Consider the following 16,281-nt stretch of genomic DNA (forward strand, 5'->3'; position numbering starts at 1 on the left):
CAAAGGGGCACGCGCACAAGACTGGCCTATGCTACAGCCACACTAGACCCCGAGCATTACCATGGTTACCGACCTATTGCTGGACAGCTGGCAGCACAACGCCCAGGCCTGGATCGAAGCCGTACGCTCCGGCGCCATCGAGTCCCGCCGCCAGGTCACCGACCAGGCGATACTCCTGGCCGTGCTCGGCCGCCAGCCCGGTCGGGTGCTGGATCTGGGCTGCGGCGAGGGTTGGCTGCTCCGTGCCCTGGCCGCAAGGGGCATCGACGCGGTCGGGGTGGATGGCGATGCGACCCTGGTCGCCGCCGCACGCGAAGCGGGTTCGGCGCAGGTCCACCTGGCCAGCTATGAACAAGTGATCGCAGGCGTGCCGGGCATCGGCCACGATCATGAGCTGATCTGCGCCAACTTCGCCCTGCTGCAGCAAGACATCATTCCCCTGCTCACCACCATGCGGGATCTGCTGCGGCCCGACGGCACGCTGCTGATCCAGACCCTGCACCCCTGGACGGCAGCCGCCGGCAACTACCAGGATGGCTGGCGCGAGGAGTCATTCGTCGGGTTCGCCGGCGACTGGCGCCCGATGCCATGGTACTTCCGCACCCTCGGCAGCTGGCTGAAGGCACTGGAGCTGGCGGGCTTCAACCTGGTCGAACTGCAGGAGCCACAACATCCGCAGAGCCAGGTGCCGCAATCCCTGCTGCTGGTCGCTAGCAAAACGGCCTGACCCCTGCGGCCTCTCGTCGCAGCCTTTTCCCTCTTGGCAAATCCTGTGCAGGCCGTAAAATCCCGCCTCCTTTTCGCCCGTCGCCCCAACCGGTGGCAAGCCCCCGCAAAGACCGCGTCCGTGCCTCACACATCGCGCATGTGCCACAGGCTCAACCGCCCCGCCCGGCCTTCACCCAACAGGCCCCGCGGTTGACTCTTGCCAAGCTCGCATCCCGCCCAGGCCGCACTGTACGTCGCCGTCCGGCACGTGCAGCCGAAAAGGTGCTTCTGAGCGCTTTTCAACCTTGAGGTAACTATGTCTGTGCGTTTGCTGGCGATGGCGCTGGCCCCCCTGCTAGGCCTGTTCATCATTGCCCTGGGCAATGGCGTGCTGTCTTCCCTGACCACCCTGCGCTTGGGCGCCGCCGGCGAATCGGCGACCATGATCGGCGTGGTGTCCTCGGCCTACTTCATCGGCCTGACCCTGGGCGCGATCTTCAACGACCGGCTGATCCTGCGCATCGGTCATATCCGTGCCTACAGCAGCTTCGCCGCCTTGATCGGCGCGACCATCCTGCTGCAAGGCCTGTTCTACGACACCACCTGGTGGTTCGTGCTGCGGCTGGTCAACGGCTGGGCGGCGGTCGGCGTGTTCCTGGTGATCGAGAGCTGGCTGCTGCTGGCCGGTGACGCAAAGATCCGTGGGCGTCTGCTGGCGCTGTACATGATCGCCTTCTACGGTGCCGGGGTGATCGCCCAGGCCGCCTTGGGCGAGGTCACTGGCTGGGGCGAGACCGCGCCTTTCATGGTCGCCGGCATGCTCGCCACGCTGTCGGTGCTGCCGATCGTGATCCTGCCCCGGGTATCGCCACTGCTGGATCAGGTCGAGCCGCTCAAGCCGCGGCAACTGCTGGGCGTGGCGCCGACCGGGCTGGTCGGCTGCTTCGGCTCGGGGGTCGCCATCGCCGGTATCTATGCCTTGCTGCCGCTGTACCTGCAACGCATCGGCCTGGACGTCGGCGAGACCGGCGACATGATGGCCTGGGTGATCCTCGGCGCCATGCTGCTGCAGTATCCGGTCGGGCGCTGGTCCGACCGCAAGGATCGCCAGGACGTGCTGATCGCCCTGGCCGCCCTGTGTACCGTGCTGTCGGTATTGATCGTGCTGCTGCCAGCCGACACCGTGTTGCTGCCGGCACTGCTGTTCCTGCTCGGCGGCGGCGTGTTCGCGCTGTACCCGGTGGCCGTCAGCAGCGCCGCCGACCGCGCCCCGGCCGACGCGCTGGTGCCGATGATCCAGGGGCTGCTGCTGATCAACTCGCTGGGTTCGGCCATGGCCCCACTGGCCATTTCGCCGATGATGACCGCCTACGGCGAAGTCGGGCTATTCTGGGCCTTCGCCGTGATCAACCTGGCCATGGTCGGGTTCTTCCTGTGGCGTCGCGGCAAGCGCCCGGCACCGGAGCACCCGGCGCCGTTCGCGCCGACCGCGACCTTCTCGCCAACCGGCGCGGAACTACGGGTGACCGAAGACCTGATGCACGCGGCGCAGGAGCACCCGACGCTGGAGGCGATGGATGCCATGCCGGGCCAACAGGCGCCTCGTCCTGACGCCCACTGACGCCTGACGCCAAGGACCGCCCGTCGCTTGACGGGCACCTTGGCGCTGTCGTGATAGCCCAACCATGACAGTCATCCGACAGGAGATTCATCATGGTCAATCCACGCCCCCTCGCCTTGCTGCTGGCCCTGATGCTGGGCAGCACCGCCCCCCTCGTCCTCGCGGCCACCGACATGAACGGGAGCGGCACGCACAAAGAGCACACTTCCGAGCAAGGCAAGACCGCTGGTGAAGGCAGCAGCGTAAACAGCCCCGGTGGCAAGGATAACGACAGCAGTGACACCGGTACCGACTCTGACGCCGCCGACGGTGCCGCTGGCGGCTCCAACAGTACCGGAGAAGCCACCGGCAGCGGCGCCGGGGCTTCTGGTGGCAGCGCCGAGGATCAGGACAGCCGGTGACCCGCGAAGCGCACGGCCTTCACCGCCAGTATCGGGGCTCGTCCACCACGCGCTGGTGCTCGGCAAACAACAACGGCAGCTGCTCCTTGAGAAAGTCCAACCAGGTACGCACCTTGGCGTCCAGGTAATGCCGTGATGGATAGATCGCATAGATCTCGCGCTGGCGCAGCCGATGCGGCGCCAGCAACCGGCACAGGCGCCCCTCCTGCATCGCCTGGCTCGCCGAGTAGTACGGCAGCAGGCCGACCCCCATGCCCAGCTCGGTGGCCTTGAGCATGGCGTCCGCGACGTTGGTGAGGAAGGTGTCCTGGGGCACGATCACGCAATTATCGGGGTGGCCTTCGAACGACCAGTCCTCCTCGAACAGCGGGTCGACGGTGCGCAGGCAGACGTGCCCGTGCAAGTCCTCGGGGCGCTCGGGTACGCCGTGACGGGCAAGGTAATCCGGGGAGGCGCACAGGATGCTGTGGATGCTGCCCAGCGGGATGGCGATCAGTTGTGAGTCCGGCAGGCCCTGGCCGATGGTGATCACCACGTCGTGCCCCTCGGCCAGCGGGTCGGGGTTGCGCTGCGACAGGGTCAGTTCCATCACCACTTCCGGGCAGGTCGCGTTGTAGCGCGCCACCAGCGGCATCATCAACAGCCCCAGGCCATGGGTGCAGTGAAAGCGCAGGCGGCCACGGGGTGTGAGGTGGGCGCCGCGCGCCTCGTCCACCGCCTCTTCGGTGAGCAGCATGATCTGCCGGGTGCGCTCGAGAAAGCGCTCACCCGCCTCGCTCATGCGCAGGCGCCGGGTGGTGCGATGCAGCAGGCGGGTCTGCAGCTGGTTCTCGAGCTCGGCGACGATCCGCGACACCTGCGCGGCGGAAATATCCAGGGCCTGGGCCGCCCCGGCGAAACTGCCGCACTCCACTACCCGGGCGAAGGTTCGCATCGCATGCAGCATGTCCATGGGCAGGCACTCTCATTCATACATGAAAGGCAGGAATCTATCACGGGATAGCCCATTTATTGTGAAACACAAATGAATGGATCATTAGCTATCCGCAATAAATGAGGTACCTGTCATGAAACGTTCGATTGCCCTGCTCGCCCTCAGCGCCACCCTCGCCTCGTTCGGCGCCTTCGCCGACAACAGCCCCAGCACCTACGAATACGGCATGCCGCTGGACATCGCCAAGGTCATTTCGATCACTCCGGCCAGCAACGACGCCGATTGCCAGGTCGGCACCGCACACATGGTCTACGTCGACCACCAGGGCCAGACCCGCGAAGTGGACTACCGCCAGATGGGCAACTGCTCGCAGCTGTAACCCCGTGGCAAAAATACCAGCCATCTTGCTGAAAGTGCATTTGCCCGCCTGACACGGCGCCGCATGATCTGCCGGGACAACAACAAGAACGTCCCGGACCATGAATACGATCGATACCTCCACGGCCCCGTCCGTGCGCGCCTGCGACGCAACTCACGCCCGCATCACCTGGCGGCTGATGCCGCTGTTGCTGGTGTGCTACCTGTTCGCCCACCTGGACCGCATCAACATCGGCTTCGCCAAGATGCAGATGAGCGCCGACCTGGGCTTTTCCGACACTGTCTACGGCCTGGGCGCCGGCCTGTTCTTCATCGCCTATGCACTGTTCGGCGTGCCCAGCAACCTGGCCCTGGAACGGGTCGGTCCGCGGCGCTGGATCGCCACCCTGATGGTGATCTGGGGGCTGTTATCGACCGGCATGATGTGGGTACAGGACGCCGCCGGGTTCTATGCCTTGCGCTTCCTGCTGGGAGTGGCCGAGGCCGGTTTCTTCCCCGGCATCCTCGTGGTGCTCAATCGCTGGTATCCGGCCCGGCGCCGTGCCCAGATCACGGCGTTGTTCGCCATCGCCGTGCCCTTGGCCGGAGTGGTCGGCGGGCCGTTGTCCGGCGGCATCCTGCAGGCGTTTCACGATCAGGGCGGCATGAGGGGCTGGCAGTGGATGTTCCTGATCGAGGGGCTGCCGGTGGTGCTGCTCGGGCTGGTGGTGCTCAAGGCCCTGCCGGACAGTTTCGAGCAGGTGGCTTGGCTCACCGCCGATCAGAAGCATGCAATGCGCGAGGAAATGGCCCGCGAGGAACGGCACAAGCCGATCGACTCGATGCGCGGGCTGCTGGGCGACGCCCATGTCTGGTTGCTGGTGGCGATCTATTTCGCGGTGATGCTGGCAGTCAACACCTTGGCCTTCTGGATGCCCAGCCTGATCCACGGCGCCGGCATCGGCAGCGATGGCCAGGTCGGCCTGCTCAGCGCCATCCCTTATCTGGCCGGTTGTCTGTTCATGCTCGGCTGCGGACGCTCGTCCGACCGTCACCGCGAACGCCGCTGGCACCTGTGCGGGCCGTTACTGATGGCCTCCGCCGGCATCGCCCTGGCCGGATGGGCACCGGACGACGCTTGGCTGGTGATGAGCGGGCTGGTGGTCGCGGGCATGGGCGCCAGCGCCGCGCTGCCGATGTTCTGGCAACTGCCGCCGGCCTTCCTGGCGGGCAGCACCCAGGCCGCCGGCATCGCCATGATCAGCTCGTTCGGCAGTATCGCCTCGTTCGCCGCGCCTTATCTGATCGGCTGGATGCGCGACAGCACCGCCAGCCCGGGCCTGGCCTTGCAGGTACTGGCCGTGGCTATCGTGCTGGGCGCCGTGCTGGTGCTGAAGGTGCCAGCCAACGTGGTCAACCCAAGGTGAGGCGCCTCACGCCAGCAACTCGGTAATCCACTGCGTCTGGCGGGTGATATCGCGCACCTTGTCCTCGGGCACTGGCTGGCGCGCCCGGGCGAAGTTGGCCAGGGTCTGGTGTTTCTGGCGCAGCATGCGTTGCCACTTGAACAGGAACGCCGGGCTGCGCGCCTGCATCAGCAGCGGGCCGAAGTACAGCTGCTCGGCGGTATAACTGACGGAATCGGCACGTTCGGCGACAATGATTTCGTAGTCGAAACGGTTTTCCCGCAACACTTCCTCGCAGACGATCCGATAGTCGTTGTCCATCAGCCACTGGCGCAGCACCTGTTCACCGCCGTTGGGTTGCAAGACCAACCGCTCATGGCCGCCCAGGTGCTGCTTGCCGGCCTCGAGGATGTCGCGAATGGTTTCGCCACCCATGCCGCAGATACTGACTGCGGTGATGCCATCATTTGGCTCGATGGCTGCCAGGCCACTGGCATGGCGCACGGTGATGCGGTCTTCCAGGCCATTGTCGCGCACGGTGCGCTGTGCGGCCTGGTACGGCGTCAGCGCCACTTCGCCGGCCACGGCCGCGACAATCGCGCCCCGACGCGCCAGCGCCACCGGCAGGTAGCCATGGTCCGAGCCAATGTCGGCCAGTCGCGCACCCGCCGGCACATGGGCTGCCACGCGCTCCAGGCGCATGGACAATGTGTGTTCGTTCAACGCAAGCCTCTTTTCACGACCAGGGCCCGGCGCCTGTGGCCGGGTCGGGGCGCGATTCTGCCGGTCCCGGCCAGGTATTTCAAATGCCCGCGACCGACCGCCCTGCCTCGACCATCCCTGCCCGCTCGCGTAGGCTTGGCGGTTTCCTTCCGTTGCAAGGCGAAACCCCATGGCACACAGCGACATCATCTACACCCCCGACCCGGACGCCGACTCGATCTCCTCGGACGTTGCCGAATACAACGGCATCCTGGTCAGCACCCAGATCCCCGTGCAGGCCGACGGCAGCCTCGAGCTGGGCGACATCACCACCCAGTGCGAATGCACCCTGCAGGCTTTGAAAGTTGCCCTGGAGCGCGCAGGCAGCTCGATGGACCGGGTGTTGCACCTGACCATCTACCTGACTGACATGGCCGACCGTGCCGCGTTCAACGAGGTATACCAGCGGTTCTTCAAAAAACCGTGGCCGGTGCGGGCTGCGGTGGGTGTGGCTTCCCTGGCGTTCGAGGGGATGCGGGTGGAAGTGACGGCGATGGCGGCCAAGGGCTGATCAGCCTCCTCCGCGATTAACGGCCACACGGCACTCCGAGGGTGCCGTGTGGCCGTTTCACCGCTACAATGCCCGCCTTACCGTGACAGCCCGAACCTATAACGACATGTCCCTTCCAAAGCACCACCTGGAACTGCTCAGCCCTGCCCGCGACGTGAGCATCGCCCGCGAGGCGATCCTGCACGGCGCCGACGCCATCTACATCGGCGGCCCAAGCTTCGGCGCGCGCCACAACGCCTGCAACGAGGTCAGCGAAATCGCCGAACTGGTCGAGTTCGCCCGGCGCTACCATGCCCGCGTGTTCACCACCATCAACACCATCCTCCACGACAACGAGCTGGAGCCTGCGCGCAAGCTGATCCACCAGCTGTACGATGCCGGTGTCGATGCGCTGATCGTGCAGGACCTGGGGGTGATGGAGCTGGATATCCCGCCGATCGAGCTGCATGCCAGCACCCAGACCGATATCCGCACCCTGGAGCGGGCCAGGTTCCTCGACCAGGCCGGCTTCTCCCAGCTGGTGCTGGCCCGCGAGCTGAACCTGCAGCAGATCCGCAGCATCGCCGCCGAGACCGACGCCGCCATCGAGTTCTTCATCCATGGCGCGCTATGCGTGGCCTTCTCCGGCCAGTGCAACATCTCCCACGCCCAGACCGGGCGCAGTGCCAACCGTGGCGACTGCTCCCAGGCCTGCCGCCTGCCGTACACCCTCAAGGACGACCAGGGCCGCGTGGTAGCCTTCGAGAAGCACCTGCTGTCGATGAAGGACAACAACCAGACCGCCAACCTGCGCGACCTGGTCGATGCCGGCGTGCGCTCGTTCAAGATCGAAGGCCGTTACAAGGACATGGGCTATGTGAAGAACATCACCGCCCACTACCGCAAGGAGCTCGACGCCATCCTCGAGGACCGCCCCGAGCTGGCTCGCGCCTCCAGTGGCCGCACCGAACACTTCTTCGTGCCGGATCCGGACAAGACCTTCCACCGCGGCAGCACCGACTACTTCGTCAGCGACCGCAAGATCGACATCGGCGCCTTCGACTCCCCAACCTTCACTGGCCTGCCAGTGGGCGTGGTCGAGAAAGTCGGCAAGCGCGACATGCTGGTGACTACCGATGTACCGCTGACCAACGGCGACGGCCTCAACGTGCTGGTCAAGCGTGAAGTCGTGGGTTTCCGAGCCAACATCGCCGAGCTGAAAAGCGAATCCGAGGAGGACGGCCAGAAGCGCTACCGCTACCGCGTCGAGCCAAACGAGATGCCTGAGGGCCTGTACAAGCTACGCCCCAACCATCCGCTGTCGCGCAACCTCGACCACAACTGGCAACAGGCGCTGCTACGTACGTCGTCCGAGCGCCGGGTGGCTGTCGAATGGCATGCCGTGCTGCGTGAGCAGCGCCTGATGCTGACCCTCAGCAGCGAGGAAGGCGTCAGCGTGCAGGTCGCGTTGGACGGCCCGTTCGGTGCCGCCAACAAGCCGGAACAGGCGCTCGAGCAACTGCACGACCTGCTCGGCCAGTTGGGTACCACGATGTACCACGCCGACGCTATCGAACTCGATGCGCCCCAAGCGTTCTTCATTCCCAACTCGCAGCTCAAGGCCCTGCGTCGCGAGGCCATCGAGGCACTGACCGAAGCGCGGATCAAGGCCCACCCGCGTGGCGGGCGCAAGGCCGAGACCACGCCACCGCCGGTGTACCCCGAGTCGCACCTGTCATTCCTGGCCAACGTCTACAACCAGAAGGCCCGCGACTTCTACCATCGCCATGGTGTGCAACTCATCGATGCGGCGTACGAGGCCCATGAAGAACACGGCGAGGTGCCGGTGATGATCACCAAGCACTGCCTGCGTTTCTCCTTCAACCTGTGCCCCAAGCAGGCCAAGGGTGTGACCGGCGTGCGCACCAAGGTTGCGCCGATGCAGCTGATCCAGGGCGATGAAGTGCTCACCCTGAAGTTCGACTGCAAACCCTGCGAGATGCATGTGATCGGCAAGATGAAGAGCCATATCATCGACCTGCCGACCCCAGGCAGCGCGGTGGCCCAGGTGGTCGGGCACATCAGCCCGGAAGACCTGCTCAAGACCATCCCGCGCGCACCGCATTGAGGCATGACCCGTCGTCGCTCCAGCGGACTTCAGCGGCGGCGGGTCTAGACTGAACAGGGGGCTGCCACACGTGGAGGTGTGAGATGAGCCAGTTCAAGCGATTGTTGGTCATGCTCGGCCCGCAGATGCGCCATACGCCTGCCCTGCAGCGCGCCGCAGCGTTGGCCGAGTCCAGCGGGGCACTGCTGGACCTCAATGTCTTCGTCGACGATGTCGATACCTTCGGCCTGATGAGCGACAGCCGCGAGCGCGAACGCCTGCTCGAGGACAACCGCCAATGGCTGGCCGACGAGGCCGAGCAACTGCGCAATGCCGGCCTGGATGTCTCTACCGAACTGCTGCTGACCCGAGATTCGCTGGGCAGCGTGCTGGAGCAGATCGAACGGCTGGGCTGCGACCTGCTGGTCAAGGACGTGCAGCACGAACCCATCCTCAAGCGCCTGCTGGTCACCCCGCTGGACTGGCAACTGCTCAAGGACAGCCCGGTGGCGGTGCACCTGGTCAGCGACATCCGCCTGCCCCTGCCCCGACAGATCGCCGCCGCAGTCGACCTCAACAGCCATGGCGCCGGCGAGCACCTGGACGACGCGGTGATCCGCAGCGCCCACGCCCTGGCCCTGCAGTGCAACGCCGAACTTCACCTGTTGCATGTGTGCGATGCGGCCAGGACCCATATCGCCGACTTCGGCGCCGGCACCGTGACCATGCCCGGCTTCGATACCAGCGTGCGCACGGCCCAGCGTACGGCGTTCAACCGCCTGGGCGACCACTACCAGATCGACCTCGAACGCCGCCACTTCCTCGAAGGGCCGGCGGTCAAGGCGATCACCCAATACATCGCCGCGCACCGGGTAGATGTGATCGTCATGGGCAATCACCGACACGATGCGTTGCAGGCGTTTCTCGGCGGCACCACAGCGCATGTGCTGGAGCATCCGCTGTGTAATGTGCTGGCGATCAAGGCGGTGCGCTGAATGCCATCGAGGGGCAAGCCCACTCCCGCAGTGCGGGAGCAGACCTGCCCCTCGATCGGTAGCTTGCGTGGACTCAGAACGCTTTGCTGTAGAACAGCGAGTACGACTCGATCCCGTCGTTAGGCTGCTTCAGCCCGGCATTGGAGTAGTGCATGGCGCGAATGCCGATCTTCTGCTCCGCAGGCAGCTTCAGGCCGAAACCGATCCGGTCCTCGAAGTTCACCGACGAGCCCAGGCGCTGGTCGCCCACGTCGGTCTTGGAGAACGCCGCCAGGCCGATACCCGCCTCGATGAACGGGGTGTAGGTAAAGCCACTGAATTCATAGACGAACACCGGGCTGATCGACAGCGAGTGGGCCCCACTGGCCTCGCCACCTTCCCAGTAGGTGTAGGCCGCATCCCAGTATCCGGTCAGATGGCCGGTGCCGCTCTCAAGCCATTTCTTGTCCCAGTCGAAGGACAGGCCGATGCGGTAGGTCATGTCGCCTTGGCCAGTAGCACCCACGGCAGCGGACACCTGCGCGGCCTGGGCCAGGTTGGCGCCGGCGAACGCCAGCACGGCCGCGGCCAACGTTGTGGCGAGACGGGTTTTCATCAATGACTTTCTCCTGATGGTCTTCACGGGCAGGGCCGCGAGATGCGCGTTCCTGCGTCAATGGAGGCTACGCCCCTCGTTCTTCCTGCATTGGCAACCCAGATTGTGCAAGGGTTACAAGCGGTAATACTTCTTTGATTATTGTCAGAATGTACTGATAGTGGAAAGTGATTTGCCACTATTGGTTAAGGACACTGCGCTCCATCCAAGGGTTCAGTTGTATTGCGCGTCTTCGTGCTCGCCGATAAGACTACTGCGCCTATCAGATCGAGCGCCGCCCACGCGGCGCATCGCGGATGAATCCGCTCCTACATTTGTTGCAACGTGGCCATGTCTGATAGGCCATGGTTGTAACTCTTGTGTGCTTGACGCGATTTCTCGGTGGGCATTGCCGGCGCCCCACCTGTCTTGCGCCCTGCGCCAAGGCTGGCAACCATGGCCTGACAGATTCGGCACGTTGCAACAAATGTAGGAGCGGATTCATCCGCGATGCGCCGCGCGGGCGGCGCTCGATCTCACAGGCGCTGCAAAACCACAGGCGGACCCTTGGCGGCCCTCACTCGGTCGATCGCCTCGCACCCAAGAGACTTTTACCGGACTGGCCCTCAGCGCCAGTTGAGATCAACCCGCGCCGGCACCTTGCCGTCCACCGTCACCTGCTGCTGCACCGTTTGGCCCTCGGCATTGCCGACGACGCGGTAGTGCCCGGGGGGCAACTGCACGAAGATCAACGGGCCGACGTCCTGCAACGTCAGTACCGACTGGCCCTGGGCCGACTGGATATCCACCGCGGCACCACTCTGGAACTTGCCTTCGGCACCGGTCGAGAGGGTGATGTGCAGGTCGTAGCCGGGTGTACGGCGCAGGGCATCGGCTTCATCCTGGCCGATACCGCCCTGCAGGTAGCGGATGCCGTTCTGTTCCTGGGGCTGCAATTGCACGCCCTGCGGATCGATGGGGGTATTCAGGTCGGTGGCCGCCGCGAGGCTCCAAGGCATGGCCAATGCCAGCAACAGCGCGGCGCAAAAACCGTAATGATGAGTGTGCATGATGCATTCCTCCCTGGGAGGGATGGTCTACACAGTTTGGAGGGTTTTCCGGGGCTCGGGTTCGCCTGTCGACGCACCGTTAGTCCGCGTGGCGCTGCCCTTCAAGCCGAGGGCAGTTCACGACGCTCTTCCAGCAACTTGATGAACATGCTCAAGCTGCGCGACACCGTGCCCCGCCGCCACACCAGCCAGGTCTTCAGGTAGCGGAAGTCCTCGGCCATCGGCCAGGCGCTGACCGTGCTGCACCCCGGCATGTTGTCGAGCATGCTGCGCGGCATCATCGCCAGGCCTGCGCCTGCGCTGACGCAGGCGAGCATGCCGTGGTACGACTCCATCTCGTGGATCTTGCCCGGCACCGCCTGGTCATGGACGAACCAGCTTTCGAAATGGTGGCGGTATGAGCAGTTGGCGCGAAAAGCGTAGATGCTCGAGCCGTTGACATCGCGGGCACGGGTCACGGGCGGGTGGTTGAGCGGTGCGATGACCATCATCTCTTCCTCGAACACCGGCATGCCTTCCAGCGTCGGGTGCAGTACCGGTCCATCGACGAAAGCCGCCACCAGGCGCCCGGACAACACCCCTTCGAGCATGGTCCCCGACGGCCCGGTGGACAGGTCCAGGTCGACCTTCGGGTAGCGCTGGTTGTAAGCCGCCAACAAGGCCGGGATGCGCACCGCGGCGGTGCTTTCCAGCGAACCCAGGGCAAAAGTGCCCTGCGGGTCCTCCCCCGCCACGGTCAGCCGCGCCTCGTGTACCAGGTCGAGGATGCGCCGGGTGTACTCGAGGAAGTTCCAGCCGGCCGGCGACAGGCGCAGGCGGCTCTTCTCGCGGATGAACAGCTCGACGCCCAGGTCCTCCTCCAGCTGCTTGATGCGGGTGGTCAGGTTCGACGGCACCCGATGGATCTGCTGGGCGGCGGCGCTGATGCTGCCGTGCTCGGCCACGGCCTTGAACATCTCGAGTTGCACCAGGTCCACGGTCATTCTCCAAACGTGAATGTTTCGCTCATTATTATTCAGTTTTCATTAACGCGCGCCACCACTAGTCTGCGCTCACCCCATCAGAACAATGAGAGTCCTGCCATGAGCGAGATCAGCAGCCTGACCCACGCCATCTCCGTCGACCCCTACAGCGGCGAACAGATCGGCCATTACGCCTTCGACACCGACGCCGCACTGGACGCGGCGCTGCAACGCGCCAAGGCAGGCTACAGCCAGTGGCGCCAAGTGTCGCTGGGTCAGCGCAGCGAGTACCTGGTCGCGCTCGGGCAGGCCCTGCAGGCCAACGCCGAGGCCTTTGCGCAGATGATTGCCCGCGAGATCGGCAAGCCGATCAGCCAGGCTCGTGGTGAAGTCAGCAAGTGTGTCGGCCTGTGCCAGTGGTACGCCGAACACGGCCCGGCCATGCTGGCGCCGGAGCCGACCCAGATCGAAAAGGCCCGTATCGAATACCGCCCGCTCGGCCCGATCCTCGCCGTGATGCCGTGGAACTTCCCGGTCTGGCAAGTGCTGCGCGGCGCGGTGCCGGCGCTGCTGGCGGGAAACACCTACGTGCTCAAGCACGCGCCCAACGTGATGGGCAGCGCCTACCTGCTGGCCGACCTGTTCAAACGCGCCGGCCTGCCTGAGGGCGTGTTCGAGGTGCTCAATGTCACCCCGGACGGCGTCACCCGCGCCATCAACGACCCGCGCATCGCCGCCATCACCTTGACCGGCAGCGTGCGCGCCGGCATGGCCATCGGTGCGCAAGCCGGCGCCGCGCTGAAGAAGTGCGTGCTCGAGCTGGGCGGCTCCGATCCGTTCATCGTACTGGCCGATGCCGACCTCGATGCCGCGGTGAAGGCCGCCGTGATCGGCCGCTACCAGAACACCGGCCAGGTCTGCGCTGCCGCCAAACGCCTGATTGTCGAAGAAAGCATTGTCGAGGCGTTCACCCACAAATTCGTCGAGGCCACCCGTGCGCTGACCGTCGGCAATCCGCTGGACGACGCCACCTACATCGGCCCGATGGCCCGCTACGACCTGCGCGATGAACTCGACGGGCAGGTCCAGGCGACCCTCGCCGAAGGCGCCACCCTGCTGCTGGGGGGTAAGAAGGTCGAAGGCGTGGCCAACTTCTACGAGCCGACCGTATTCGCCAACGTCACCCCGGACATGACCGCGTTCAAACAGGAGCTGTTCGGCCCGGTGGCGGCGATCATCAGCGCCCGCGACGCCGACCACGCCGTGGCGCTGGCCAACGACAGCGAATTCGGCCTGGCCGCGACCATCTACACCGCCGACTATGCCTTGGCCGAGCGCATGACCGCCGCGCTGGACACCGGCGGCGTGTTCATCAACGGTTACTGCGCATCCGACCCCCGTGTGGCGTTCGGTGGCGTGAAGAAAAGTGGCTTTGGCCGTGAGTTGTCGCACTTCGGCGTGCGCGAGTTCACCAACGCCCAGACGGTGTGGCTGGATCGCAACTGATCCTCGTGTCCTGACACCCTGTTGCGGGAGTGGCTTCAGCCGCTCCCGCACATGACATTGTCGCCAGGCCATGCGCAACTGGGTCGCAAATCTGCCCGATCCTGTATCTTGAATCCCCTCCCCGAGCACGAATAATCGAGCACCTCCCCAGCGAACCGGAGGTACCGATGAGCCTGCAACCCGACACCCGTCGCCTGACCGTCCCTGAACTGGCCGCCATGAAGGGCCGGCAGAAGATCGTCGCCCTCACCGCCTACAGCACGCCGATCGCTCGCTTGATCGACCCCTTGGTGGACTTCATCCTGGTGGGTGACTCGACCGCGATGGTCGCCTACGGCCGGCGCTCGACCCTGGCCATGCGCCTGGACGAAACCATCAGCCACACCCGCGCGGTGGTCGACTGTACCCAGCACGCCTGCGTGATCGCCGACATGCCGTTCGGCAGTTACCAGGAGTCGCCCGAACAGGCACTGCGCAGCTGCGCCAGGGTGCTGGCCGAAACCGGCTGCGACGCGGTGAAGCTGGAAAGCAACCGCGCACTGGCCGCCACGGTGGCGTTCCTGGTCGAGCGGGGTATTCCGGTGATGGCCCACGTCGGCCTGATGCCTCAGTTCGTCAATGTCCTGGGCGGTTACAAGGCACAGGGGCTCACCGAGGAAAGCGCCGCGACCATCCATGCCGATGCCCTTGCCAACCTGGCCGCCGGCGCTTTCAGCCTGCTGCTCGAGGGTGTGGCCGAGCCGCTGGCCCGACGCATCAGCGAAGAAAGCCGGCAGCCATGCATCGGCATCGGCGCCTCCCCGGCCTGCGACGGCCAGATCCTGGTCAGCGAGGACCTGCTCGGGCTGAGCGGGCCGCGCAAGGCAAAGTTCGTCAAGCAGTACGCCGACGTGTCGGCAGTCATCCGCGTGGCCTGCGCCCGCTATGCCAACGAAGTGCGTCAGGGTGAATTCCCTGAACGCGAACATTGCTACGGCAGCTGAGGCGCCTGGCGGATGGTCCGGGCCAGCTTGACCAGCGCAGCTTCGATGTCCAACTGCCAATCGACGGTAAAGCTCAGGCGCAGATGATCGCGCCAGTATCCGGCCTGGCTGAACAACGCCCCCGGCACGATCACCACGCCCTGATCCAGCAATTGCTCGCACACGGCCTGCATGTCCACAGGGCGCACCGCCTGCAACCAGAACGTGGCGCCCGCCACGGGCATCGTCAGGCGCAGGCAGTCGGCGGCATGGCGCTCAAGCAACTGCGCCATGCGCTGCCGGCTGCGTGCCAGATGCCGAATCAGCTGGCCCTGGTGCCGAGCCAGGCGTCCGGAGCTCAACAAACGGGCAACGGCCTGTTGCCGATAGCTCGGCAGGCGAAAGCCCTGGGCGAGAAAGGCTTGAGCCAGGCTCGGCGTCGCGCCACGGCACAACAGGTAGCCGAACGGCGCCTCTGCGCCGATGCACTTGTCGAAGCCGGCCAGCACCAGCAAGCGCTCTGGGTCGGCATGGTCACGGTAGCGCTGGCCCGTCGCAGCCTCACACAGCGCACCATAACTGTCGTTTTCGATCAGCCATGCCTGGTGCTCGGCCAACAGGGCACACAGGTGCTGTTTATCCTGGATCGGCATCACGCCGCCCTGGGGTATGTTGACGGTCGAGGACAGTACCGCCGCCCTGATCGGCTTTTCGCTGAATAGTCGCGTCAGTGCCTGCAGATCGAAACGACCGTCCGTGCCGAGCGGCGCCTCGACGATCTGCATCCCCGCCGCCTGCAGCAGCCGCAGGACCAGCCAGGAGCAAGGCGACTCGACCAGCACCCAGGCGCCCCGTGGCAGCAGTGTGCGCAGCGCAAGCTCGAACACGCTGCGCCAATCGGCGCCGACGAACACCTGGTCGGCCTGCCAGTGATCATCCACACCTCGGCTGTAGCAGCGGGCCAGGGCCTCGCGCAGCGCCGGCTCGCCAAAAGGTGCGAATGGTGGTGCGTCGGCACGGGGCAACTGGCGCAGCAACTCGCGCTCGACACTCAGCAACGGTCCCTCCAGGGACGCCAGCATGGTCGGCGAGTCGCTGCTCAGGGCCAGCATGCCCGGTTGCCGGGCGCTGGCATACAGACGGTCGATCAGGCTGAGCGCAGGCGGCAGCCGCGACGAGGCTGCCCCGGCCACGCTGAAGTAACCGACCTTGGGCCGTGCCTGGATCCGCCCCTGGGCTTCGAGCAGGGCGAATGCCTGTTTGCTGGAAGACAGCGAGACGTTCAAGTGCCGGGCGACATCGCGCAGCGAGGGCAACCGATGCGCCAGCTCCGGTGCGCGGGCATCGAGCCAGGCGCTCAGGTAGCGGTGGACTTTCTGGTAGGTGAAACGGGGCGTCTGCGCGGTGTCCATACCGGTCTCCCAAA

16 protein-coding genes are annotated in these 16,281 nt (G+C 65.3%); 10 read left to right on the top strand and 6 right to left on the bottom strand.

Going from position 1 to position 16,281, the window contains the following annotated elements; genetic code table 11:
* Window positions 1-61 precede the first annotated feature (61 nt).
* The 3 genes from CCOS191_RS14145 (at window position 62) to CCOS191_RS14155 (ending at window position 2,730) form a co-directional block, all read left to right on the top strand.
* A complete protein-coding gene (locus CCOS191_RS14145) occupies window positions 62-727 on the top strand; it encodes a class I SAM-dependent methyltransferase (protein WP_046855756.1) in 666 nt (221 codons plus the stop codon).
* Window positions 728-1,024: 297 nt separating this feature from the next.
* Entirely contained in the window at window positions 1,025-2,329 is a 1,305-nt protein-coding gene (locus tag CCOS191_RS14150) for an MFS transporter (protein ID WP_046855757.1), read from the top strand.
* A gap of 92 nt (window positions 2,330-2,421) precedes the next feature.
* A complete protein-coding gene (locus tag CCOS191_RS14155) occupies window positions 2,422-2,730 on the top strand; it encodes a hypothetical protein (RefSeq protein WP_046855758.1) in 309 nt (102 codons plus the stop codon).
* A 19-nt stretch (window positions 2,731-2,749) separates the two neighbouring features.
* Here the strand turns inward: CCOS191_RS14155 and CCOS191_RS14160 are convergent, their stop codons facing one another.
* Window positions 2,750-3,682, bottom strand: coding sequence for a LysR family transcriptional regulator (locus tag CCOS191_RS14160; protein WP_046855759.1), 933 nt, complete (start codon window positions 3,680-3,682; stop codon window positions 2,750-2,752).
* A gap of 115 nt (window positions 3,683-3,797) precedes the next feature.
* Here CCOS191_RS14160 and CCOS191_RS14165 point away from each other — a divergent pair, with 115 nt between their 5' ends.
* Both CCOS191_RS14165 and CCOS191_RS14170 read left to right on the top strand, forming a co-directional pair.
* Window positions 3,798-4,043, top strand: coding sequence for a DUF2790 domain-containing protein (locus tag CCOS191_RS14165; protein WP_046855760.1), 246 nt, complete (start codon window positions 3,798-3,800; stop codon window positions 4,041-4,043).
* Between the two features lie 100 nt (window positions 4,044-4,143).
* A complete protein-coding gene (locus CCOS191_RS14170; protein WP_046855761.1) occupies window positions 4,144-5,448 on the top strand; it encodes an MFS transporter in 1,305 nt (434 codons plus the stop codon).
* Between the two features lie 6 nt (window positions 5,449-5,454).
* On the opposite strand, the gene CCOS191_RS14175 is transcribed toward CCOS191_RS14170, so the two are convergent.
* Window positions 5,455-6,150: a tRNA (adenine(22)-N(1))-methyltransferase gene (locus tag CCOS191_RS14175; protein WP_046855762.1), complete on the bottom strand. Its 696-nt coding sequence runs from the start codon at window positions 6,148-6,150 to the stop codon at window positions 5,455-5,457.
* A 169-nt stretch (window positions 6,151-6,319) separates the two neighbouring features.
* Between CCOS191_RS14175 and CCOS191_RS14180 the strand changes: the two genes are divergently transcribed.
* The 3 genes from CCOS191_RS14180 to CCOS191_RS14190 all read left to right on the top strand — a co-directional run bounded on the left by CCOS191_RS14180 (window position 6,320) and on the right by CCOS191_RS14190 (window position 9,781).
* A complete protein-coding gene (locus CCOS191_RS14180; RefSeq protein WP_046855763.1) occupies window positions 6,320-6,700 on the top strand; it encodes a RidA family protein in 381 nt (126 codons plus the stop codon).
* 106 nt (window positions 6,701-6,806) lie between these two features.
* Window positions 6,807-8,807, top strand: coding sequence for a peptidase U32 family protein (locus tag CCOS191_RS14185; protein ID WP_046855764.1), 2,001 nt, complete (start codon window positions 6,807-6,809; stop codon window positions 8,805-8,807).
* Window positions 8,808-8,890: 83 nt separating this feature from the next.
* Complete coding sequence (locus CCOS191_RS14190; protein ID WP_046855765.1) at window positions 8,891-9,781, top strand: universal stress protein; 891 nt, start codon at window positions 8,891-8,893, stop codon at window positions 9,779-9,781.
* A 73-nt stretch (window positions 9,782-9,854) separates the two neighbouring features.
* Here the strand turns inward: CCOS191_RS14190 and CCOS191_RS14195 are convergent, their stop codons facing one another.
* The 3 genes from CCOS191_RS14195 to ptrR all read right to left on the bottom strand — a co-directional run bounded on the left by CCOS191_RS14195 (window position 9,855) and on the right by ptrR (window position 12,402).
* Entirely contained in the window at window positions 9,855-10,376 is a 522-nt protein-coding gene (locus CCOS191_RS14195; RefSeq protein WP_046855766.1) for an acyloxyacyl hydrolase, read from the bottom strand.
* 605 nt (window positions 10,377-10,981) lie between these two features.
* On the bottom strand, window positions 10,982-11,425 hold the full coding sequence (locus tag CCOS191_RS14200) for a hypothetical protein (RefSeq protein WP_046855767.1): 444 nt from the start codon (window positions 11,423-11,425) through the stop codon (window positions 10,982-10,984).
* Between the two features lie 101 nt (window positions 11,426-11,526).
* Window positions 11,527-12,402, bottom strand: coding sequence for a putrescine utilization regulator PtrR (gene ptrR / locus CCOS191_RS14205; protein WP_081941333.1), 876 nt, complete (start codon window positions 12,400-12,402; stop codon window positions 11,527-11,529).
* Window positions 12,403-12,507: 105 nt separating this feature from the next.
* On the opposite strand from ptrR, the gene CCOS191_RS14210 reads away from it, so the two are divergent.
* Both CCOS191_RS14210 and panB read left to right on the top strand, forming a co-directional pair.
* Complete coding sequence (locus CCOS191_RS14210) at window positions 12,508-13,893, top strand: aldehyde dehydrogenase family protein (protein ID WP_046855768.1); 1,386 nt, start codon at window positions 12,508-12,510, stop codon at window positions 13,891-13,893.
* Window positions 13,894-14,060: 167 nt separating this feature from the next.
* Window positions 14,061-14,876, top strand: coding sequence for a 3-methyl-2-oxobutanoate hydroxymethyltransferase (gene panB / locus CCOS191_RS14215; RefSeq protein ID WP_046855769.1), 816 nt, complete (start codon window positions 14,061-14,063; stop codon window positions 14,874-14,876).
* Here the strand turns inward: panB and CCOS191_RS14220 are convergent.
* Window positions 14,864-16,267, bottom strand: coding sequence for an aminotransferase-like domain-containing protein (locus CCOS191_RS14220; RefSeq protein ID WP_046855770.1), 1,404 nt, complete (start codon window positions 16,265-16,267; stop codon window positions 14,864-14,866). The genes panB and CCOS191_RS14220 overlap by 13 nt on opposite strands.
* Window positions 16,268-16,281 lie beyond the last annotated feature (14 nt).

Origin of the sequence: Pseudomonas sp. CCOS 191 (genome assembly GCF_001007005.1) — a bacterium.
GTDB lineage: Bacteria > Pseudomonadota > Gammaproteobacteria > Pseudomonadales > Pseudomonadaceae > Aquipseudomonas > Aquipseudomonas soli.